17 protein-coding genes and 1 pseudogene are annotated in these 20,078 nt (G+C 67.0%); 9 read left to right on the top strand and 9 right to left on the bottom strand.

The genetic code is table 11. The annotated features are described in order from the left end of the window. Nucleotides 1-130 precede the first annotated feature (130 nt). Both DK26_RS15595 and DK26_RS15600 read left to right on the top strand, forming a co-directional pair. Nucleotides 131-1,564 (top strand): aldehyde dehydrogenase family protein, encoded by a 1,434-nt coding sequence (locus tag DK26_RS15595; protein WP_066474283.1) that lies wholly within the window; start codon nt 131-133, stop codon nt 1,562-1,564. An 82-nt stretch (nt 1,565-1,646) separates the two neighbouring features. Continuing rightward, nucleotides 1,647-2,375 carry a class I SAM-dependent methyltransferase gene (locus DK26_RS15600; protein WP_157089680.1) on the top strand — a complete coding sequence of 243 codons (729 nt, stop codon included), beginning with the start codon at nt 1,647-1,649 and terminating at the stop codon, nt 2,373-2,375. Nucleotides 2,376-2,384: 9 nt separating this feature from the next. Here DK26_RS15600 and DK26_RS15605 read toward each other — a convergent pair whose 3' ends face one another. Next, a complete protein-coding gene (locus DK26_RS15605; protein ID WP_066474289.1) occupies nt 2,385-2,939 on the bottom strand; it encodes an Lrp/AsnC family transcriptional regulator in 555 nt (184 codons plus the stop codon). A gap of 48 nt (nt 2,940-2,987) precedes the next feature. On the opposite strand from DK26_RS15605, the pseudogene DK26_RS28575 reads away from it, so the two are divergent. After that, a pseudogene (locus DK26_RS28575) lies at nt 2,988-4,019 on the top strand (MFS transporter); the annotation flags it as partial. 222 nt (nt 4,020-4,241) lie between these two features. On the opposite strand, the gene DK26_RS15615 reads toward DK26_RS28575, so the two are convergent. Both DK26_RS15615 and DK26_RS15620 read right to left on the bottom strand, forming a co-directional pair. Continuing rightward, nucleotides 4,242-5,366 (bottom strand): zinc-dependent alcohol dehydrogenase family protein, encoded by a 1,125-nt coding sequence (locus DK26_RS15615; protein WP_066474291.1) that lies wholly within the window; start codon nt 5,364-5,366, stop codon nt 4,242-4,244. Between the two features lie 207 nt (nt 5,367-5,573). Then, a complete protein-coding gene (locus DK26_RS15620; RefSeq protein WP_066474293.1) occupies nt 5,574-6,536 on the bottom strand; it encodes a LysR substrate-binding domain-containing protein in 963 nt (320 codons plus the stop codon). Nucleotides 6,537-6,733: 197 nt separating this feature from the next. Between DK26_RS15620 and DK26_RS15625 the strand changes: the two genes are divergently transcribed. The 5 genes from DK26_RS15625 (at nt 6,734) to DK26_RS15645 (ending at nt 12,907) form a co-directional block, all read left to right on the top strand. Then, nucleotides 6,734-7,714 (top strand): MBL fold metallo-hydrolase, encoded by a 981-nt coding sequence (locus DK26_RS15625; RefSeq protein ID WP_066475524.1) that lies wholly within the window; start codon nt 6,734-6,736, stop codon nt 7,712-7,714. Nucleotides 7,715-8,050: 336 nt separating this feature from the next. Next, on the top strand, nt 8,051-9,346 hold the full coding sequence (locus DK26_RS15630) for a hypothetical protein (RefSeq protein ID WP_066474294.1): 1,296 nt from the start codon (nt 8,051-8,053) through the stop codon (nt 9,344-9,346). 2 nt (nt 9,347-9,348) lie between these two features. Further along, the gene (locus DK26_RS15635; protein ID WP_066474297.1) at nt 9,349-10,641 is read left to right on the top strand and encodes a glycosyltransferase; all 1,293 of its coding nucleotides are present in this window, start codon (nt 9,349-9,351) and stop codon (nt 10,639-10,641) included. Between the two features lie 4 nt (nt 10,642-10,645). After that, nucleotides 10,646-11,656 carry an HlyD family efflux transporter periplasmic adaptor subunit gene (locus DK26_RS15640; RefSeq protein WP_066474299.1) on the top strand — a complete coding sequence of 337 codons (1,011 nt, stop codon included), beginning with the start codon at nt 10,646-10,648 and terminating at the stop codon, nt 11,654-11,656. 162 nt (nt 11,657-11,818) lie between these two features. After that, a complete protein-coding gene (locus DK26_RS15645) occupies nt 11,819-12,907 on the top strand; it encodes a mandelate racemase/muconate lactonizing enzyme family protein (RefSeq protein ID WP_066474301.1) in 1,089 nt (362 codons plus the stop codon). Between the two features lie 7 nt (nt 12,908-12,914). On the opposite strand, the gene DK26_RS15650 is transcribed toward DK26_RS15645, so the two are convergent. Beyond that, entirely contained in the window at nt 12,915-13,325 is a 411-nt protein-coding gene (locus DK26_RS15650) for a helix-turn-helix domain-containing protein (protein WP_083533261.1), read from the bottom strand. 87 nt (nt 13,326-13,412) lie between these two features. Between DK26_RS15650 and DK26_RS15655 the strand changes: the two genes are divergently transcribed. Continuing rightward, on the top strand, nt 13,413-14,402 hold the full coding sequence (locus DK26_RS15655; protein WP_066474312.1) for an NADPH:quinone reductase: 990 nt from the start codon (nt 13,413-13,415) through the stop codon (nt 14,400-14,402). Between the two features lie 98 nt (nt 14,403-14,500). On the opposite strand, the gene DK26_RS15660 is transcribed toward DK26_RS15655, so the two are convergent. The 5 genes from DK26_RS15660 to DK26_RS15680 form a co-directional block, all read right to left on the bottom strand. Next, a complete protein-coding gene (locus DK26_RS15660; protein ID WP_066474314.1) occupies nt 14,501-16,396 on the bottom strand; it encodes a sugar phosphate isomerase/epimerase and 4-hydroxyphenylpyruvate domain-containing protein in 1,896 nt (631 codons plus the stop codon). 168 nt (nt 16,397-16,564) lie between these two features. Then, entirely contained in the window at nt 16,565-17,302 is a 738-nt protein-coding gene (locus tag DK26_RS15665) for an ABC transporter ATP-binding protein (RefSeq protein WP_066474317.1), read from the bottom strand. Nucleotides 17,303-17,312: 10 nt separating this feature from the next. Further along, nucleotides 17,313-18,056, bottom strand: a complete 744-nt coding sequence (locus DK26_RS15670) for an ABC transporter ATP-binding protein (RefSeq protein ID WP_066474320.1) — start codon at nt 18,054-18,056, stop codon at nt 17,313-17,315. Beyond that, complete coding sequence (locus DK26_RS15675; RefSeq protein ID WP_083533262.1) at nt 18,053-19,078, bottom strand: branched-chain amino acid ABC transporter permease; 1,026 nt, start codon at nt 19,076-19,078, stop codon at nt 18,053-18,055. Before DK26_RS15675 ends, DK26_RS15670 begins: the two co-directional genes overlap by 4 nt. Next, the gene (locus DK26_RS15680; RefSeq protein WP_066475528.1) at nt 19,075-19,953 is read right to left on the bottom strand and encodes a branched-chain amino acid ABC transporter permease; all 879 of its coding nucleotides are present in this window, start codon (nt 19,951-19,953) and stop codon (nt 19,075-19,077) included. The genes DK26_RS15675 and DK26_RS15680 overlap by 4 nt, the downstream gene beginning before the upstream one ends. Nucleotides 19,954-20,078: the final 125 nt, after the last annotated feature.

Raw genomic sequence — 20,078 nt, forward strand, 5'->3', positions numbered from 1 at the left:
TCGTGCGGCCAGCGCAAGGCGTCCGATCGCATGGCCGACTATCCCGATCCCTGACGATCCCTCACAAGGGGCGCCACAGGTCGAGGCTCGCCTCACAGGACACGCCTCGCAGGACTTGGAAGGATTTTACATGACCCAGCATTTCATCAACGGCCGTTATGTGGCCGGCCGCACCGGCGAGACCATGGCCGTGCTCGCTCCCGCGACGGGCGAGGAATTCACCCGCATCGCCTGCGGCAACGCGCAGGATATCGACGATGCCGTGAAGGCGGCGCAGGCCGCCTATGAAGGCGCCTGGGGCAAGCTCACCGCCGCCGAGCGCGGCCGGCTGATCTCCAAGCTCGCCCTCAAGGTCCAGGACCATTTCGAGGAGCTGGCCAAGATCGAGGCGCGGGATACCGGCAAGCCGATGGCGCAGGCCCGGGCCGATATCGAGGCGACCGCGCGCTATTTCGAATTCTATGGCGGCGCCGCCGACAAGGTGCACGGCCACATCATCCCGTTCCTCAACGGCTACAGCGTCAACGTCGTCCACGAGCCCTATGGCGTCACCGGGCATATCCTGCCCTGGAACTACCCTGCGCAGATGATCGGCCGTTCGCTGACCGCTTCGCTCGCCATGGGCAATGCGGTGGTGCTGAAGCCGGCCGAGGATGCCTGCCAGAGCGCGCTGCGGCTGGCTGAGCTCGCCTCGGAGGTCGGCTTCCCCGATGGCGCGATCAACATCGTCACCGGCCGCGGCCATGAGGCCGGCGAAGCGCTCTGCCGCAATCCCGGCGTCGGCTTCATCTCCTTCACCGGCTCGCCGCAGGTCGGCCAGATCATCCAGAAGGCCTGCGCCGACAATTTCATCACCTGCACGCTCGAACTCGGCGGCAAGTCTCCGCAGATCATCTTCGACGACGCCGATTTCGACGCGGCGATCCCGACCGTCTGCAAGGCCATCGTCCAGAACACCGGGCAGACCTGCTCGGCCGGCAGCCGCGTGCTCGTCCAGAAGAACGTCTATGACGAGTTCATCGGCGCCGTCGCCAAGGAGTTCACCAAGCTGCGCGCCGGCACGCCGGAGATGGACCTGGATTGCGGCCCGGTGATCAACGCCAAGCAGCGCGGCCGTGTGCAGAGCTTCATCGACCAGGCCCGCGAGCAGGGCATTCCGGTCCTCGCCGAGGGCGCGATCGCGCAGGGCGTGCCGAATGGCGGCTTCTATGTGACGCCGACGCTGTTCGGCCAGGTGCCGCGCGGCAACCGGCTGGAGCAGGAGGAGGTGTTCGGGCCGGTGCTGGCCGCCTTCTCCTTCGAGGACGAGGAGGATGCCGTCCGGCTCGCTAATTCCACCGCCTATGGCCTTGTCGCCGGCGTCTGGACCGGCAATGGCGGGCGCCAGCAGCGCGTCGCCAAGCGCGTCCGGGCCGGCCAGGTCTTCATCAACGGCTATGGCGCCGGCGGCGGCATCGAACTGCCCTTCGGCGGCACCGGCAAGAGCGGCCATGGCCGCGAGAAGGGCTTCATGGCGCTCGAAGAGTTCGCCGTCAGCAAGACCATCGTGCACAAGCACGGCTGAACCCAGCTCTAGACTCCCCGGCGCAGGATCCCCCGAAATCGGGTCTTGCGCCGGCATGCCGGCCGCGTATCCAATGATCGCCATGGGCACCCGGCCGGCAGGCGACACCGTCGACATTCTCGAAACGCTGCTGGCGCCCCTGCAGGATCGCCGCATCCTCGATATCGGCTGCGGCCGGGGCCATCTCTTGCATGCGCTCACCGAGCGTGGCGCCCGCATGGCCGGCGTCGATCCCGACGAGGCGGCGCTGGAAGCGGCGCGCGCGCTCGTCCCGAAGGCGCAGCTCCACAAGGCCGGCGCGCAGCATCTGCCCTGGGGCGATGCCTCAATGCATGTGGCAATCTTCCTCAACAGCCTGCATCACGTACCGGTCCCGGAGATGCTGCCGGCGCTGGAGGAGGCCGCCCGCGTCGTCGGCAAGGGCGGCGCCATCGTTGTCGTCGAGCCGCTTTCGGAAGGCACCTTCTTCGATGCGCTGCGCCTGATCGAGGATGAGACCGAGGTTCGTCAGGCCGCCCAGGAGGCGATCGTCAGGGCGATGCGCCGCGGCGTCGTCAGCGAGATCAGCCGGATCGAATTCGATCGGATCGAGGCTTTTCCCGATCTCGCCGCCTTCGTCGCGCGTGCGGTCGCCGCCGATCCGGCGCGCTTGGAGCAGGCGGTGGCGGCGCGTGACAAGCTGCAGGCCCGTTTCGAGACCTTGTCGGAGCGCGACGGGCGCGGCTATCTCCTGCATCAGCCGATCCGGCTGCATCATTTCAAAGTGCCGGTCGGACCGCGGCCGGTGGTCAATCCCGCACTTTACGGCTGACTATGTCGCCTATCCGGCGCTGGCCTCGCCCGGCGCGCGCGGAGCTTTGACCCGTCCGGGCCAGTCCTGCGTGACGCCCGGCTGCACCGGCCGCTCCAGATAGGTCGAGAGCACGACATAGCTGCGCGTCGCGGTGACGCCGGGGACGTCGTAGATCTTCGCCAGCAGGCCTTCGAGCGCATGCGTGCTCTCGGTGCGGACCTTCAGCAGCATGCAGGTGTCGCCGGCGACCGAATGGATCTCCTCGACCTCGGGATGGGCCTCGATCGCCAGCAGCGTCGTCGTCTTGCCCCAGCCGGTGGTGTCGACATGGACGAAGGCGAGCAGCGTCTTGCCGGTCGCCTCAGGCTCGATCAGCGCCGCGATCCGCTTGATCGCGCCGGAACGCCGCAGGCGCTTCACCCGCTCATGCGCTGCCGGCGGCGACAGGCCCACGCGCTCGCCGAGTTCAGCATAGCTCGTCGTCGCATCCTCGACGAGGACGCCTAACAGCTTTCGGTCCATTGCATCGAGTTCGCGCTCGGACGTGCGGCCGCGCCGAACGCCATCTGTTTTTTCGAGCATTCGATATTCTCCGATTGAACCGGAATTTAGTTCGGTCATTTTGCCAAAATGACGAATGTAGATCAAATCGCCTCTCGGGTACCGGCCGCCGCCTACGCGCTGTGCCTGTGCATCGGGCTCATCGGCGCGAACTCGCTGGCGCTCGGGCCGATCGCGCCGCGCGTCGCCGAGAGCTTCGTCAGCACGGTTCCGGCGGTGATGGCGGCCTCGGCCGCCTTCGGCATCGGCACGGCGGCGAGCGCGCTCCTGCTCGCCGGGCTGATCGACCGCTTCGGGCCGGGACGCATGCTGCGCTATGCGCTGCTCGCCTTTCTGGCTGCGCTCGCGGTGAGCGGCGCGGCGCCGGTCCTGCCGGCTTTCATCGGCGCCCAATTGCTGGCCGGGCTCGCCGCCGGAGTCGCGCTCCCAGCAATCTACACGCTTGCCGCGCTGGCATCACCGCCCGGCCGCGAAAGCGACACGCTCGGCGTGGTCCTGTTCGGCTGGACGTTGAGCATGGTCGCGGGCGTCTCGCTCTCGGCGGTGATCGCCGACCTGTTCGGCTGGCGCATGGTCTACGGCATCGTCGTGATCGCAGGCCTCGCGGCCGTAGCCGGAATCTCGAAGCTCACTGCGGGCGGCGGCGCTACCGGCCGTGCCGCGCCGTCGCCGCTCTCGGCCTTGCGTATTCCCGGCATTGCGCCGCTGCTCTTCGCCTGCGCCGCCTTCATGGCCTCGTTCTACGGTGTCTACGCCTATGTCGGCGACCATCTGCACCGGGTGCTGGGCCTCCCCGTAAGCGCCGCCGGCCTGCTCGCCCTCTGCTACGGCCTGGGCTTCGGTGCTACCACCTTTCTCGACCGCTGGATCGACCGCCTCGGCCCGGCCCGCCTGCTGCCGCTGTTCTTCACGCTCGTCGGCAGCGTCTACCTGCTGATGAGCCTGGCTGCCGGGTCCTATCCCGCGTTGCTCGCCGTTGTGTTCTGCTGGGGCATGGCCAACCATGCGGCGCTGAACGTGCTGATCGTCAGGCTGGCCGCGCTCGATCCTGCCCGCCGGGGCGCGATCATGGGCCTCAACAGCGGCGTCACCTATCTTGCGCTCTTCGTTGGAACGACCGCATTCGGGCCGCTCTATGCCCGCGCCGGCTTCGCGGCGCTTGCGCTGACGGCGGTCGCATTGATGCTGACGGCGGCACTCGTGACCGCGCTCGTGTCCCGAGCCGTCATTCCGGGGCAGACCGACGGCCTGAGCCCGGAACCCAGAGGTTCTGGGTTCCGGGCTCGCCGCTTTGCGGCGACCCGGAATGACCGAGAGCGGACCTCACATCTGGATGATGTGCCGGATCGTGCGGCCCTCGTGCAGCGCGTCGAAGCCCTCATTGATGCCGTCGAGCGGGCTCGAACTGGTCCAGAGCTTGTCCACCGGCAGCCGGCCGCGTTGATAGAGGTCGATGAAGCGGGGAATATCGCGCACCGGGATGCAGGAGCCGACATAGGACCCCTTCAGCGTGCGCTCCTCGCCGACGAGCCGCACCGGCGCCAGCGACATCGTATGGGCGGGGTTGGCAAGGCCGGCAGTGGTGGTCGTGCCGCCGCGCCGGGTGATCTGGTAGGCGAGTTCGAGCGCCTTGACCGAACCGGCCATTTCGAGGCCGTGGTCGACGCCGCCCTTTGTGGCGGCGCGGATCGCCTCGACGACATCTGGCGCGCCGGCGTTGAAGGTGTCGGTCGCGCCGAGTTCGCGGGCGATCTTCAGCTTCTCGTCGGAGAGGTCGACGGCGATGACGCGCGAGGCGCCGCAGGCGACGGCGCCGAGCAAAGCGGAGAGACCGACGCCGCCGAGGCCGACCACCGCAGCGGTCTCGCCAGCGCGGACCTTGGCGGTGTTCACCGCGGCGCCGACGCCGGTCAGCACGGCGCAGCCGAACAGTGCGGCGATCTCGTGCGGGATATCAGCGTCGATCTTGACCAGCGAATGCCGCGACATCACCGCATGCTCGGCGAAGGCAGAGACGCCGACATGATGGTTCACCGGCTTGCCGTTCTGCGAGAGCCGGCGCCCGCCGGCCATCAGCTCACCGACGCCATTGGCGGCATTGCCGGGCTCGCACAGGGCAGGGCGCCCCTCGCTGCAGGGCGCGCAATGGCCGCAGGACGGTACGAAGACCATGATGACACGGTCGCCCTTCCTGAGGTCGGTGACGCCGGGGCCGACCTCTTCGACCTCGCCAGCCGCCTCATGGCCGAGCACCATCGGCACCGGGCGCGGCCGGTTGCCATCGATCACCGAGAGGTCGGAATGGCAGAGCCCGGCGGCCCGGACCTTGACCAGCACCTCGCCCATGCCGGGCGGGGCAAGCTCGACCTCCTCGATCCGGAGCGGCTTGGATTGCGCATAGGGGGCGGCGACAGGGCTGGCATGGAGGACGGCGGCACGGGTCTTCAAGGCGTATCCTCGCATCGTATGCTTCGTTGGCCTCAGCCCTCATCCTGAGGAGCGATCGCAGATCGCGTCTCGAAGGATGGACGGGTTGTCCCCAGAACTTGCCGGAGCATCCTTCGAGACACCGCTGCGCGGCTCCTCAGGATGAGGGCTGAGGATGTGCGGGAGAGTGGGCGCCGAAGCTACCGGCTGTCAAAGACGAAATGCCGATCAGCCATATAAGGTCGGCTGATCGCCATCCTCGCCGAGCGTCGCGGCCCAGCTTTCGTCGGTGACGAGCCCGCGCAGGATCTCCCAGGAGAGCTGGCCGATAGCTCGTGCCGCTGCCGGCATCGGCCGCTCGGTCGAATAGGCGAGGTAGACCTTGCGGTAGAGCGAGGGCCGCTCGATCGGCCAGGTCCGGAAGGTGCCGGCCTTCTCCTGCGCTCTCACGGCCATGCGCGGCAGGATGCCGTAGCCGAGCCCGCGTTCCGCAAGGCGCTTGATCTGTGCATAGGATTCGATCTCGACGGCGGCGTGGACCGTCGCGTTGATGCCGGCAGCCGCCTCGTCGATCTGGTCGCGCAGGCCATGGCCGGGCCCCGGCAGGATCAGGTCGAGCCCCGCCGCCTCGGCCAGCGTCACCGGTTCGCCCGGCTGCGTTGCGAGCGCCGTCAGCGCCGGCACGCCGAACAGGCAGAGTTCCTCGGTCAGGACATGGTGGATGCCGAGCCCCTTGGGATCGGAGGTCGAGTAGATCACCGCGAGGTCGACCTCGCCCTTGCGCAGCCAGTCGAGCACGAAGCCGCTCATCGCCTCGGCGATGCGGATGCGCACCGCCGGGTAGCGCTCCTTCGCAGCCTCGATCAGCGGCACGCTGAACTGTTCGCTGACCGTCCCCGGCAAGCCGATGCGGACCTCGCCGGCAGGCGCAACCGTCTCGCCGCGCACGCAGTCGCGCAGATCGGCGAATTCGGCGAGGATGGTGCGGGCCCGCTCCAGCAGGCGCTCGCCGGCCTCGGTCGCCACGACGCCGCGTGTGCCGCGATGCAGGAGCGCGACGCCGAGTTCGTCCTCCATATGCCGCAGATGCTGGCTCAGCGCCGGCTGCGCCACGCGCAGCTTGGTCGCAGCCTTCGAGAAAGAGCCCTGTTCGACGATGGCCGTGAAATAGCGCAACTGGCGCAGATCCATCGCCGCTCCTGCTTCCCGATCTCTGATCAGCGCCCTGCCGGCCCGGCGGGCAGCAGCAGCTTTCGCTTATGCAGACTAGAGCGAAGGCTTATTGGCCGTCCACTGCGCGGGCGTGCAAGCTGCCCGTGCGGCAAGGCCGGGCGCCCGCCCAGACCCGGCGTCGCTCTGAACCCAGGAGGAACGCCATGTCGAAGCTCATCACATCGTCGGCCAGCCGTCGTGGCTTCCTCTCGGGGGCGGCGGCGCTCGCCGTCGGTGCATCCCTTCCGGCCGCTGGGCCGGCGCTGGCAAAGGCGCCGCTCGCGGGCAGTCAGGCACCGTATTTCTATCGGTTCATGCTGGGTCAGGCCGAGGTCAGCGTCGTCTCCGACGGGCCGCTGCCGCTCGGCGATCCCGGCACCAACTTCGCCGGCGTCCCCAAGGAGGACGTCTACAAGATGCTGGAGACGAACTTCCTGCCCAAGGACAATGTCGTGCTCGAGCAGAACATCCCGATCGTCAATTTCGGCGACAAGCTGGTGATGTTCGACACCGGCATGGGTTTTTCCAAGGCGTTCGGGCCGACCACGGGGCGGCTCTTGAAGAGCATGCAGGAGGCCGGCATCAACCCAGGCGATATCGACGCCATCGTCTGCAGCCATGCCCATATCGACCATATCGGCGGCATCTGCTCGGCCGAGGGCAAGGCGCATTTCCCGAACGCCCAGATCTATCTCAGCCAGACCGATTTCGACTTCTGGACTGATGAGAGCAAGCTCGGCTCGCCGCTCAAGGCCTTCATCGAGCATGCGCGGGCCAATCTCCTGCCGGTGCGCGACCGCATCGTCTTCTTCAAGGACGGGCAGGAGTTCCTGCCCGGCATCCAGGCCATCGCCGCACCCGGCCATACTTTCGGGCACCACATCTTCCTGGTCTCCTCCGGCGGAAAATCCTTCGCCTTCCTCGGGGATCTCACCCATCACGCCGTGCTCTTGCTGGAAAAGCCGCTGATGGAGTTCGCCTATGACAGCGACCCCAAGCAGGCGGCGCAGTCGCGCGTGCGGCTGCTCGGCATGCTCGCCGAGAACAAGACGCCGGTGATGTCGTATCACTTCGCCTGGCCGGGCTTCGGCAATCTCGCCAAGGCGGGCGAGGGCTTCCGCTACTACCCGGCGCCGATGCAGATGCTGCGGGGCTGAGCGAGACTAGACGATCCGCGTCAGGACCGGGGAGCGTGCGCTGGCGAGCGCAGGCGGGGCCTCGTGCGCTCGGATCGCCGCGCTCCCGGCCAGGTGTCTTGTTGCTTTTGCCAGGCTCGTCAGGTTCAGCGGCCCACGCATGATCGCGCACTCGTGCGGAGGTGCCGCGAGCCTGGACGGAGTAGTCCGAATGCCCCCCGCGGGAGCGGGGCTTTGCCATTCCCGCATGGTTAAGATGTGTTACCAAATTTCCCGATGCACCCGTTCGTGTCCCGTTGAAAGACGGCCGCCGGCCGGTGCTGACTGGTCCCGTTGCTTCCGGCATGGAGTACCGTCATGCTCATGGGGGTCGACGGCTTTGCACTGACGCCGACCGCAAACTTCCTCGCTTATCCAAAGCTTCACGACGAATGCCGCTTCCCGCCGGGCTGGCAGCTCGTGGCGCGCGGCGAGATGATCGACGCATTGGTGCTGACGGCCGCCGTGCCCGATAACGCGCTGCGGACGATCCTGGCGCATATCGGCGATCCGCTGGTGCCGATCGTCAGCCTGGTTCCGGACGAACGGCAGGGCATCGACGCGGGCGGGCAGGGCGAGCAGTTCGCCTGGGAACGCGCCTATGCGATCCAGGCGAAACTACGCGAGCTGCCCGGATCGATCCGCCACAGCGCCGAACCCGAGGATATCCTGCTCGCCAGGGTCTATTCCCGCGATCAGGGGCTTGTCCCGATCCTTGATTCAGGCGCGCGCGACCTGGTGCGCTACCCGGTCGCCGGGATGCTCGACAATGTCTCGGAGCTGGCGGCTGGTCTCGACCACAAGGGCTACCTGAGGCGCCGCTTCTTCGACCGCCTGTTCTGTTGCCCGCAATGTCGTTCCGCGCATTTGTCGGTGCGGGAGGAGTGTCATTCCTGCCGCTCCGCCAACATTACCGAAGAGGTCGTCGTCCACCATTTCCAGTGCGCGCACGAGGCGCCGGAATCGCAGTTCCGCAGCCATGGCGGCTTCACCTGTCCGAAATGCGCCCGGCCGCTGCGCCATATCGGACTCGACTACGACAAGCCGGGCTCGATCACCCGCTGCCTCGAATGCGGATCGATCAACGACAAGCCAGCGGTTGGTTTCAAGTGCATCGACTGCGGTGCTCACCATGCGCCTGATCAGGTCCCGGCTCGGACCTGGTACGCTTACAGCCTGACTGCGGTCGGCCAGCGCCGGGTGCTGCGAGGCGCAGCCGACGAAAGCGTGCCGGCTCAGGCCGGGTTCGATCGCTTCCAGCTCCTGCTCGAGCACACCAGGAAGGAGCAGCGGGAATTCGGCTCGCCCTATCAGGTCGCAAACGTCACCTTCGCCAACCGCAGTGTGATCGCAGCGCAGGATCTGCGGCTCTGGGAGCAGAGCCAGCAACTCGTCGGAGACACCCTGCACAGCGCACTGCGAGAGGTCGACGCCGTGCGTGAGCATGCCGAGGGCTTCCTCATCCTGATGCCGCGCACCGGACCGCACGATGCAGCGCGCGCCCTGCAACTTGTCGCCGCCAGGATCAGGGGTGTCCTCAAGGTCGATCCGGGCTTTCGCTTCACGCTGGTCGACGACGTCGCACTAGAGGGCTTCTGCAGCCGGCAGGGTTGAACATGATCGAGCTAGACGCTCCCTTGGTGATGCTGGGGCAGTTCGACTGGGCCACCTGGTTCTCCATGTTCTGGTTCATGGTCCTCCTCGAGGTCCCGCGCTACACCCTGTCGGCGATCTCGGTCTTCGCGGCGAGCTTCGCCCGGCCGACCGTGCCGACGCCAGCCGAGCAGCGCTATCTCGACGGGCTGAAGCTCAGCGTCGTCATCGCCGGCCACAATGAGGCGGACGCCATCGAGCGCTGTCTGAGGTCGCTCGGCGAGCAGACCCGCAGGATCGACGAGATAATCTTCATCGACGACGGCTCGACCGACGGGATGCGCGAGATCATCCACAAGTACCGGTTGCTGGGTCAGATCGATATCGCCCTGTCCAATCAGGTGCGCAGCGGCAAATCTGCCTCCTGCAATCTCGGCTTTTCCCTTGCCAGGGGCGATATCATCATCAATCTCGACGCCGACTGCTCTTATGACTGCGACGCCATCGAGAGGCTGATCGAGCCCTTCATCGATCCCAGGGTCGGCGCAACGACCGGCTCGATCGGGGTGCGCAACTACGACTACTCCGCCGTCACCGCCTATCAGGCGATCGAGTACATCGTCTCGATCGGCATGGGTAAGCGCGCCCTCGACATGCTCGACATGGTCGTCTGCGCCTCCGGGGCCTTCGGCGCCTTTCGCCGCGGAGCGATCCATCAGGTCGGCCTGCTCGCGCCCGGTCCGGGCGAGGATTTCGACCTGACCTTGCGCCTGCGCCGCTGCGGCTGGAAGATCCGGTTCGCCGCCAATTCCTGGTGCTTCACCGACACCCCCGCGACGCTTGCCGCGCTGGTGCGTCAGCGCCGCCGCTGGGACCGCGACACACTGCGCACGCGCCTGCGCAAGTTCCGCGACACCTTCCATGCCCGGCGGCGCCGGTTCGCGCTGCTGGAGACCTTCGAGCAGTGCGAGTGGCTGGTGATGAACGGGCTCGTGACCCTGGTCTTCCCGATCTATGTCGCCTGGCTGTTCCTGTGCTTCGGTGTCGGCGCCCTGAACATCCTGATCGCGGTCGCGCTCGTCTATCTCGTCCTCGACGCCATAGGCTTCCTAATGGCGCTCGCGATCTGCCGGCGCTACAGCGCCGCGATGGTCTGGGCCGTCGCGCCTTACCTCCTGACCTTCGGGCTGTACAACGGCGTCTTCATGCGGTGCGTGCGGCTCCATGCCTATGGGGAGGAGTGGATCTACCGCGCTTCCTCGCGCGATTCCTATTCGCCATCCCGCGTCTCCCACCAGGCCCACTGGAAACGGTGACGTCATGATCACTCAGCTGCGCGATCATGAACGCGCCGACAAGTTCCTCAACGATGTCCGCGCCAACCAGAAGGCGCGGCGCAATTACGGGCGCTATATCTACATCGCCGCCGTGCTCGCGACCTTCGCCTATCTCGGCAATGTCCTGTTCGGAAACCTGCTCTGGCTCAGGGCGGAAGGCCTGATCCTGTCCGACCATGTCATCATCGCCTCGCCTTACGCCGTCCAGGTGACGAAGATGACTGTCCAGCCTGGCCAGCTGGTGAAGCAGGGGGAGGTGTTGGCCGAGGTCAGCTCACCGCAGATCATGGAGGCCATGGCGACGCTGACCTCCAAGGCAGCCGAGACGACCGCCCGGCAGGCGGAGCTCGCGATCAAGCTCGAAGTCGCCAACGCGGTGATGAAGACGGCCGAGGAGCGGCTCAAGGAGACCGAGCAGCAACTGCGCAAGGTCAATACCTCGCGCGCCGGGCTCGGCTTCGTTTCCGACGCCTTCGCTGCGAATGTCCAGAAGGACCGCTACGCCGCCATGCAGGAGAAGGTTTCGCGCGAGGCCGAGCGCCGCGGCACGATCCAGCAACTCGCCCAGCTCGATCTGTCGCTGGGCGAGGCCCGGGCAGCCCTGGAGCAGCTGCGCCGGAGCTACAATGACGGCATCATCACCGCGCCCGCCGACGGAACCATCGGACCGAAGACCGCGGTCCAGGGAGACGTCCTGCGTCCGGGCGACAATCTGATGCAGCTCTATGTCGGCCACAAATACGCGCTGGTCTATCTGGAGACCGGCACGCTCTATGAGGTGAAGGTCGGCGATCCCGTGAGGGTTGCCGATGGCTTCAAGCAGACGGACGGCATGATTTCCGAGATCCAGCCGATCACGGTGCCGCTCCCGGCGGAGTTTCAACGGGCCTTTCGCCCGCCCTCGCGCGGGCAGGTCGCGAAGATCCGGCTCGACGCCGAAGCAACCTTCCCGCTGGCATCGAAGGTCACGGTGGCTGGCCGGTCCTGGTGGTGATGAAAAGGGGTAGGCCGGCGCGGTCCTCGCGGCGCTTTGTATCTGCCCCGCGTCCGGGCGCCGGCCTGTATGCAGCCGGATGCCTTCCGGTGGGGTTGCGGCCTCCCTAGGCTCCCCTTCCAACGACGCCCGGATCGACGCGGGCGATTCACGGGAGGTTCCATGGCGCTCATCAGCAAGGTCGAGGCGGGCTTCTACCGCATCCCGCTCGAGGTCGCGGTCAGCGACAGCATGCATGGCGAAATGCTGGCTTTCGAGCTCAACACCGTTCGCATCACCGATGCCGACGGCGCGGTCGGCGTTGGCTACACCTATACCTGCGGCCGCAACGGCGCCGCCATCGACGCCATCCTGCGTCGCGAATTGCCGGAACTGCTGATCGGCGAGGATGCCGATCGCATCGAGCATCTCTGGAACAAGATCTGGTGGGCGCAGCATTATGGCGGCCGCGGCGGCCCGACCGTGCTGGCGCTCTCGGCCGCCGACATCGCACTCTGGGACTTGAAGGGCGTGCGCCTCGGCCAGCCGCTCTGGAAGCTGCTTGGCGGCAATGCCGACCGGGTCTCCTGCTATGCCGGCGGCATCGATCTGGACTACCCGCTGGAGAAGCTGCTGGCGCAGACAGACGGGAACCTGAAGAAGGGTTTCCGGGCGATCAAGATGAAGGTCGGCCGCAAGCGCCTGTCTGAGGATGTCGAGCGCGTCGCGGCGATGCGCCGCCATCTCGGCGACGGTTTTCCGCTGATGGTCGATGCCAACATGAAATGGAGCGTCGACGAGGCGATCCGCGCGGCGCGCGCCTTCCAGCCCTATGAGCTGACCTGGCTGGAGGAGCCGATCATCCCCGACGATGTCGCGGGACACGCCCGCATCGTCCGCGAGGGCGGCCTGCCGGTCGCGGCCGGCGAGAACCTGCGCACGCTCTGGGAGTTCAAGCAGCTCGTCGCCACCGGCGGCGTCACTTTCCCCGAGCCCGACGTCACCAATTGCGGCGGCGTCACCGCCTTCCAGAAGATCGTCCACCTCGCCGAAGCCTTCAACCTGCCGGTGACCTCGCACGGAGCCCACGACGTCACCGTGCACCTGCTCGCCGCGGCACCGAACGGTGCCTTCCTCGAAGCGCACGGCTTTGGGCTCGACCGCTACATCGCCGAGCCCTTGCGCATCGAGGAAGGGCTCGCCATCGCCCCGTCGCGGCCCGGCCACGGCATCGCGTTCGATTGGCAGGGGCTGGAGGCGCTGCGGGCCTGAACGCGGCTCAGCAGGTCCGGGTCGGCTTGTCCGGCCCGTCCATGCGCGCCTGGAAGGCTTCGCCCCAGGCGCGCATGCTCAGCAGCACCGGCTCCAGCGAGCGGCCGAATTCGGTGAGCTCGTATTCAACCTTCGGAGGCACTTCCGGATAGACGATCCGGCGTAGCACGCCGTCGTTTTCCAGCTCGCGCAGCTGCAAGGTGATCATCCGCTGCGTCGCCCGCGGCGTCAGCCGGCAAAGTGCGTTGAAGCGCAGCTTGCCGCGCAGCAGATGGAAAAGCAGCACCGGCTTCCAGACCCCGCCGAGAACCGAGAGCGTCGCCTCGACCCCGCAGCCGGTGCGGCCGGCGGGGCGCCGCCTTGGTCGCGTCTCCGCTTCCGTCGCCGGTGCCATCTCGACCTCTGTACTTACATCCATGATAGTACATGTCTCTTTTGTACGTACTTGTAAGATATGAGGTATGGCGGCATTTCCCTGCTTTCGCAATCGAGCAGGAGCAGGGCGATGAAGGCAGCATGGTATGAGCGCAAGGGACCGGCGAGCGCGGTCCTGCAACTGGGTGAGCGGCCCGATCCGGTGCCGGGACCGGGCGAATTGCTGGTCAGGGTCCGCGCCAGCGGCATCAATCCGTCAGACTGGAAGGCACGCGCCGGCTGGCTCGGCCGTGACCAGATGCCGTTCCCGCTCGTCATCCCGCATCAGGACGGCGCCGGCGAGGTCGTCGCCGCCGGCTCGCCCGAGTTGGAGAGCCGCGTCGGCGAGCGGGTCTGGTTCTACGAGGCGGCGCTCGGCCGGCCCTTTGGCGGAGCGGCGGAGTATGTCGCCTTGCCGGCGCGTCAGGTTCAGCCGCTGCCGGACGGCGTCTCCTTCGCGGAGGGCGCCTGCCTCGGCGTGCCGGCGATGACGGCGCATCGCTGCGTCTTCGCCGACGGGCCGGTCGCCGGCAAGGTCGTCCTCGTCACCGGCGGTGCCGGCGCGGTCGGCCGATATGCGATCCAGTTCGCCAAGCAGGGTGGGGCGCGGGTGATCGCCACGGTCAGCCGCGAGGAGCAGGCGCGCTCGGCCAAGGCGGCCGGCGCCGATCTCGTGCTCAACCGCCTGACCGATGACCTGCCCGCCGGCATTCGAGCTTTCGCCGGCGCGGAGCGCGGCGTTCATCGCGTCGTCGATGTCGCCTTCGGTGCCAATCTCGATCTGACCATGCAGGTGCTGGCGCCGCGGGGTGTCGTCGCGACCTATGCCTCCGACGCGATCCCGGAGCCGGCCGTGCCGTTCTGGCCGCTGATCACGCTCGATGCGACGATCCGCTTCGTGCTCGTCTATGTCATGGACCAGGCTGCACACGATGCGGCAGCCGCCACGATCGGCGAGGGGCTGCGCCAGGGCTGGCTCAGCCATGAGATCGCGGCGCGCTTCCCGCTGGAACGCATCGCCGAGGCCCATGAGCTGCTCGAAGGCGGTCGCCTCGTCGGCAAGGTGGTGGTGACGAGCTAGAGCACCGGACCGAAAAGTGGAATCCACTTTTCGGGCGAATCCGATGCTTTGGCAAAGAGATAGATCGCCGGCGCGCGTCCGACAGGACGCTCGGCGAGCTAGTCCTCTCGAAGGGGGCGCGGCACCGTCACCGGCCGCGCCTCTCTCGCCTGCGCGGCGAGACGGACCGGCGCGTTGACGGCACCGAAGCCGGAATAGCCGCCGCGGCGCTCGACGATCTCGAAGAAGAAGCGCTGCGCGAAGACGTGGGTGTAGACCTGCAGGAACTCGGCTTCGCCGTCGCGGTCGTAGAGGATGTGGTGCTCGCGCAGGCGCTCGAGGAAGTCCGGATCGAGATCGTAGCGGGCTTCGAGGTCGTCGTAATAGTTCTCGGGAATGTCGAGGAAGGACAGGCCGACCTCGCGCATCGCCGTCACCGCCGCGAAGATGTCCGGCGCCGAGAAGGCGATGTGCTGCACGCCGGAGCCGAAATGCTCGGAGACGAAGCGCGAGGACAGGGTCCGCGTCGCCTGCGAGCCGTTGAGGATGAAGCGCAGGCTGCCCTCGGCATTGACCAGCGGCCGGCTCTCCACCAGCCCGGCGGGGTCGGCGATGGCGAGCTGTGGAATCCGGTCCAGCGCGAATAGCGAGGTGTAGAACAGCAGCCAGGACAGCATCTCGTCATAGTCCATGGACTGCGAGATGTGGTCGACGCCCGTAAGCAGGGCAGGGCGGTCGCTGTCGCTGCCTTCCGGCAGGAAGTCGTTCTTCCAGCTCTGTGCTCGATCGCCGGTGGGCTCGGTAAAGTAGATCAGACTGCCGCCGACGCCGCGGATCGCCGGGATTTCCATCTCGCCGGGACCGACCGGCTGCTCGAAGGTCGGCACCTTCAGCGCCCGCGCCCGCGCCATCGTCGCCTCGACATCGGCGACCCGCAGCGCCAGCGCGCAGACGCCGGGACCATGCATGATCGCATGCGACTGGGCGAAGCCATCCTTTTCGGTGTTGATGATCAGGTTAACGCCGCCCTGGCTCCAGCGTGTCACCGCCTTGCTGCGATGCGTCCCGCTCTGGCGGAAGCCGAGCGCGCCGAACAGCTTGGCGAGCTCGTGCGCCGGCTCCTCGTCGAGCGCGAATTCGATGAACTCGACGGCGAGGCAGGGGGCGCGGTCGGGCATCTCGGCCCTGGCCGGGCTCTCCAGCCGCGCGACCTGGTCGCCGAGCTGTATCAGCGAGCGCAGCCCGTCGGTGGCAAGGCGCCGCGTCGACCCCGCACGGAACTGGTCGTTGAAAATCTCGAGCGAGAGCGGGCCGGAATAGCCGGTGGCCTCGATCGCCCTTACGAAATCGACGACCGCAAGGTCGCCCTGTCCCGGGAAATTGCGGAAATGCCGGCTCCAGCTCAGCACGTCCATGTCGAGCTTCGGCGCATCGGCGAGCTGGACGAGGAAGATCCGGTCGCCCGGTATGCTGGCGATCGGCTCCAGCGGCGAACGGCGCGCCAGGGTGTGGAAGGAATCGAGGATCAGGCCGATGCGCTCATGATTGGCGCGGCGCACGATCTCCCAGGCGTCGCGATAGTCGTTGACGTGCCGGCCCCAGGCCAGCGCCTCGTAGCCGACCCCGACGCCGTGCTTCTTAGCGAGCTCGCCGAGCTCGGCGAAATCGGCGGCGGCCCGGTCGATGCCGCCCAGGGACTGCGGCGAGACATTCGAGCAGATCAGCATCAATTCCGCGCCGAGCTCGTTCATCACTTCGAACTTGCGGGCGGCACGGGCGAAGGTCCGGGCCCGCAATGGCTCCGGCATGCCCTCGAAATCGCGGAAGGGCTGGAAGGCGTAGATCTTCAGGCCGAGGTCGGCGACCATCCGCCCGACATCGCGCGGCCCGCCATCGAAGCTCAGGAAGTCGTTCTCGAAAACCTCGATCCCTTCGAAGCCGGCGGCAGCGATCGCCGTCAGTTTCTCGGCGAGGTCGCCGCTGATCGAGACCGTGGCAATCGAGGTCGGGTTCATGACTGTCCTCAGCTCACTGGCAACATCGCCGTCACCCGGCCTGTCATCCCGGACAAGCCGCGTAAGCGGCGCCGATCCGGGATCCATGCCGGAACGGTTCAGGCATGGATCCCGGGTCTGCGCTTCGCTCCGCCCGGGATGACCGGGGAGAGCACGCGAGATCCATCATCACGCTGCGTCCGTCATCGCGCCGCCGAGGAAAAGCTGGCCGACGCGCGGATCGGCGAGGATCTCGTCGGCTGGGCCCTGCATCCTGGTCTGGCCGAGTTCAAGCACGAGGCCTTCGTCGGAGATCTCCAGCGCCGAGCGGGCGTTCTGCTCGACCATCAGGATGGTGACGCCCTTCGCGCGGAGGTCCTTCAGGATGCCAAAGGTCTCCTGCACCATCATCGGCGAGAGCCCGATCGAGGGCTCGTCGATCAGCACGAGCTGCGGGTCGAGCAGCAGGCCTCGGACGATTTCGAGCTGCTTCTGCTCGCCGCCGGACAGGGTCGATGCCTGCTGGTCGGCCTTGCGGCGAAGAGCCGGAAAGCGGTCTAACGCGGCTTCCAGGCGCTTGGGCATGTCGGTGATGCCGGCGCCCGCGGCGACGCTGCCGAGCTCGATGTTGTGGCGCACGGAGAGCTCGGGGAAGATGTTGCGCCCTTGCGGAACATAGCAGATCCCAGCTTCCAGCAGCCTGCGCTGGTTCCAGTTGGTGATGTCCCTGCCATCGAGCCGGATATGGCCCTCGCGGACCTTGAGCAAGCCGAAGATCGCCTTGAACACCGTCGACTTGCCGGCGCCGTTCGGGCCGATCACGGTGGTAATCGCGGCGCGGCGAACCTTGAAACTCGTGCCGTTGAGGATGGTCATGGCGCCATAGCCGCCAACCACACCGTCGAGTTCTAGGATGGGGGTGGTCATGGCTCGCTCCTCAATGCCCCAGATAGGCTTCGATCACCGCCGGATTGGCCCGGACCTCGGCCGGCGTGCCTTCCGCCAGCACCTTGCCTTCGGCCAGAACGAGCACGCGCGTGCACAGCGACATCACGAAATCCATGTTGTGCTCGATGACCACGAAGGTCGAACCCTGCTCAGCATTGATTGCGCGCAGGCGCTCCTTGAGGTCGCCGAGCATGGTCAGGTTGACGCCGCCGGCCGGCTCGTCGAGCAGCACCAGCCGCGGCCCGGCCATGAAGGCCATGGCGGCGTCGAGCAGCTTCTGCTGGCCATAGGAGAGTCCGCCGGCCTTGGCGTCGATGAGGTGGCCGAGCTTGAAGAAGCTGATCATCCGGTCGGCGGCCTCACCGAGCCCGGCATCGCGCGCGCCGAAGAAGCGCGACAGCATCGAGCCCTGATGCTCCTGTCCAGCGAGGATCAGGTTCTCGCGCACGGTGAGCTCGGGGAATACCTGCAGCAACTGGAAGGTGCGGCTGACGCCGAGCCGGTTGAGCTCGGAGGGGCGCATATTGGTGACCTCGCGTCCGTCGAGCTTGACCGTGCCCTCGGTCGGCTCGAGCTGGCCGAGGATGCAGTTGAACAGGGTCGACTTGCCGCAGCCATTAGGGCCGATGATGCCGAGGATCTCGCCTTCATTGACCGAGAAGGAGACCCCGTTCACCGCCTTGATGCCGCCGAAGGCCTTATGGAGGTTGGTGACTTCGAGGACCTGTGTCATCGGCTGCCTCCCGCCTTGTTACGGCCGGTGATCCAGGCCCAGCCGCGTTCGATCAGCCCGCTCATGCCCTGCGGGCAGGCGATCAGCAGCAGCATGACGATGGCGGCGAAGATGATCAGGTAGAGCGAGCCGGCAAAGCGCAGCCATTCCGGCAGGACAACGCCGAGCAGCGCCCCGATGAACGGCCCGAGCAGGTAGCCGGCACCGCCCGCCACCACCATCAGCAGCAGGAAGAAGCTCTGCGACAGCGAGAAGGGCGAGGGGTCAATGAACTCGACGAGCGGCGCATAGAGCGCACCGGCGAAACCGGCATAGGCCGAGCCGATGGCGAAGGCGAGCAGCGTGTACGTGCGCGTGTCGATGCCGAGGCTGGCGGCGCGGATCGGGTTCTCGCGCAGCGCGGTGAAGGCCCGGCCCCAGGGCGAGCGGATCATCCACCAGAGCAGCACGGCAAGCAGGAAGGTCACCACCACCACGAAGCGGTGGAAGGCGAGCGCCCCGTCGAGCTTGAAGCCGAACAGCGAGGGGCGCGGGATGTTGGAGAGGCCAAAGACGCCGCCGGTCAGCCATTGCTCGTTGCGCATCACCAGCCAGACCAGGGTCGAGAAGGCGAGCGTCACGAAAGCGAGGTAATGCGCCTTGACCCTCAGCGCCGGGAAGCCGAGCAAGAGGCCGACCGCGAAGGTGACGATGCCCGAGATCGCGAAGGCGGCATACCAGGAGATGCCGGTCTTGGTGGTCAGCAGCGCGGTGATATAGGCGCCGATGCCCATGAATGCGGCCTGCGCCAGCGATTTCAGGCCGGCATAGCCAAGCGTCAGGTTGAGGCCCATCACGGCGATCGCCATCACCAGCCAGAGCGAGAGCACATAGGTGCCGTAGCGGCCCATGCCGGAAGGGGCGAACCAGAGGATGACGGCGCCGATGGCGAGGGCGATCAGCGTGCCGTCGGCGAAACCGCCGAGGGCGGGCGAGCGGGCGGGCGCGGCCTGCACGGCGGCGCGGCTTGCGGGCGCGGTCATACGCGGCGCTCCTCTCTGCGGCCCATCAGGCCTTCCGGCTTGAGCAGGATGATGATGATCAGCAGGACCAGCGGTACGGCGAGCTTGTACTGGCTCGAGAAGTAGCCGGCCGCCAGGCTGTCGACGATGCCGACGATCAGGCCACCGACCAGCGCCCCACGGACCTGGTTGAAGCCGCCGACGATCGCCGCGATGAAGGCGAACAGGCCGATCACCTCGCCATTCGAGAACTTCGCCAGATAGATCGGCGAGATCAGCACCGAGGCGACCACGGCGAGCGCCGCGTTGATCACGAAGGTCAGCAGCACCATGCGCTCGACGGGGATGCCGAGGATGCGGGCGACCGTCGGGTTCTGCGCCGTCGCCTGCATCTGCCGGCCGAGCCTGGTGCCGCCGACGAACCATTGCAGCGCGCCGATCACGGCGAAGGCGACGGCGATGATGGCAAGATGCTGCAGCGAGATCGCCGCGCCGAAGACCGAGAGCGTGTCGGTCGGCACGAAGGAGGGGAAGTTCTGGGCCTCGGCCGAGAAACCATCCTTGGCGCCTTCCTTCATGATGATCGAGAGCGCCATGGTGGCGATGGCCAATGGCAGCACGCCATGGCGGATCATTGGGTCGACCACGGCAATCTTGAAGCCGACGCCGAAGATCAGGATGAAGGTGGCGATGCCGATCAGCGCACCGAGCCAGATCGGCGCGCCGAACAGCTTGATCGCCAGCAGCACCAGCACCGCCGGCAGCATCACGAACTCGCCCTGGGCGAAATTGATCGTCTGCGAGGTCTGCCAGACCAGGGTGAAGCCGATGGCGGCGAGCGCGTAGATCGCGCCCGTCGCGACCCCGGCGATGAGATAGGCGATGAATTCGGCCATGGCGGTGTTCTCGCTCGCTTCGTTGAGCGTTGCGTTCAATCTGCTCGTGTCATCCCGGCCGCAGGCAAGCGGAGCGCCGGGATCCATGCAGCCGTGTCGCCCTTCGATCGATCCCGGGTCGAGCC

The organism is Allobosea sp. WAO, from assembly GCF_001509835.1.
Lineage (GTDB): Bacteria > Pseudomonadota > Alphaproteobacteria > Rhizobiales > Beijerinckiaceae > Allobosea.

Excerpts from the sequence above, each read along its gene's own strand:
- DK26_RS15595 (WP_066474283.1), top strand. The coding sequence starts at position 131 with ATGACCCAGCATTTCATCAACGGCCGTTATGTGGCCGGCCGCACCGGC.
- DK26_RS15600 (WP_157089680.1), top strand. The coding sequence starts at position 1,647 with ATGGGCACCCGGCCGGCAGGCGACACCGTCGACATTCTCGAAACGCTG.
- DK26_RS15605 (WP_066474289.1), bottom strand. The coding sequence starts at position 2,939 with ATGCTCGAAAAAACAGATGGCGTTCGGCGCGGCCGCACGTCCGAGCGC.
- DK26_RS15620 (WP_066474293.1), bottom strand. The coding sequence starts at position 6,536 with ATGGATCTGCGCCAGTTGCGCTATTTCACGGCCATCGTCGAACAGGGC.
- DK26_RS15630 (WP_066474294.1), top strand. The coding sequence starts at position 8,051 with ATGCTCATGGGGGTCGACGGCTTTGCACTGACGCCGACCGCAAACTTC.
- DK26_RS15635 (WP_066474297.1), top strand. The coding sequence starts at position 9,349 with ATGATCGAGCTAGACGCTCCCTTGGTGATGCTGGGGCAGTTCGACTGG.
- DK26_RS15640 (WP_066474299.1), top strand. The coding sequence starts at position 10,646 with ATGATCACTCAGCTGCGCGATCATGAACGCGCCGACAAGTTCCTCAAC.
- DK26_RS15645 (WP_066474301.1), top strand. The coding sequence starts at position 11,819 with ATGGCGCTCATCAGCAAGGTCGAGGCGGGCTTCTACCGCATCCCGCTC.
- DK26_RS15650 (WP_083533261.1), bottom strand. The coding sequence starts at position 13,325 with ATGGATGTAAGTACAGAGGTCGAGATGGCACCGGCGACGGAAGCGGAG.
- DK26_RS15655 (WP_066474312.1), top strand. The coding sequence starts at position 13,413 with ATGAAGGCAGCATGGTATGAGCGCAAGGGACCGGCGAGCGCGGTCCTG.
- DK26_RS15660 (WP_066474314.1), bottom strand. The coding sequence starts at position 16,396 with ATGAACCCGACCTCGATTGCCACGGTCTCGATCAGCGGCGACCTCGCC.
- DK26_RS15665 (WP_066474317.1), bottom strand. The coding sequence starts at position 17,302 with ATGACCACCCCCATCCTAGAACTCGACGGTGTGGTTGGCGGCTATGGC.
- DK26_RS15670 (WP_066474320.1), bottom strand. The coding sequence starts at position 18,056 with ATGACACAGGTCCTCGAAGTCACCAACCTCCATAAGGCCTTCGGCGGC.
- DK26_RS15675 (WP_083533262.1), bottom strand. The coding sequence starts at position 19,078 with ATGACCGCGCCCGCAAGCCGCGCCGCCGTGCAGGCCGCGCCCGCCCGC.
- DK26_RS15680 (WP_066475528.1), bottom strand. The coding sequence starts at position 19,953 with ATGGCCGAATTCATCGCCTATCTCATCGCCGGGGTCGCGACGGGCGCG.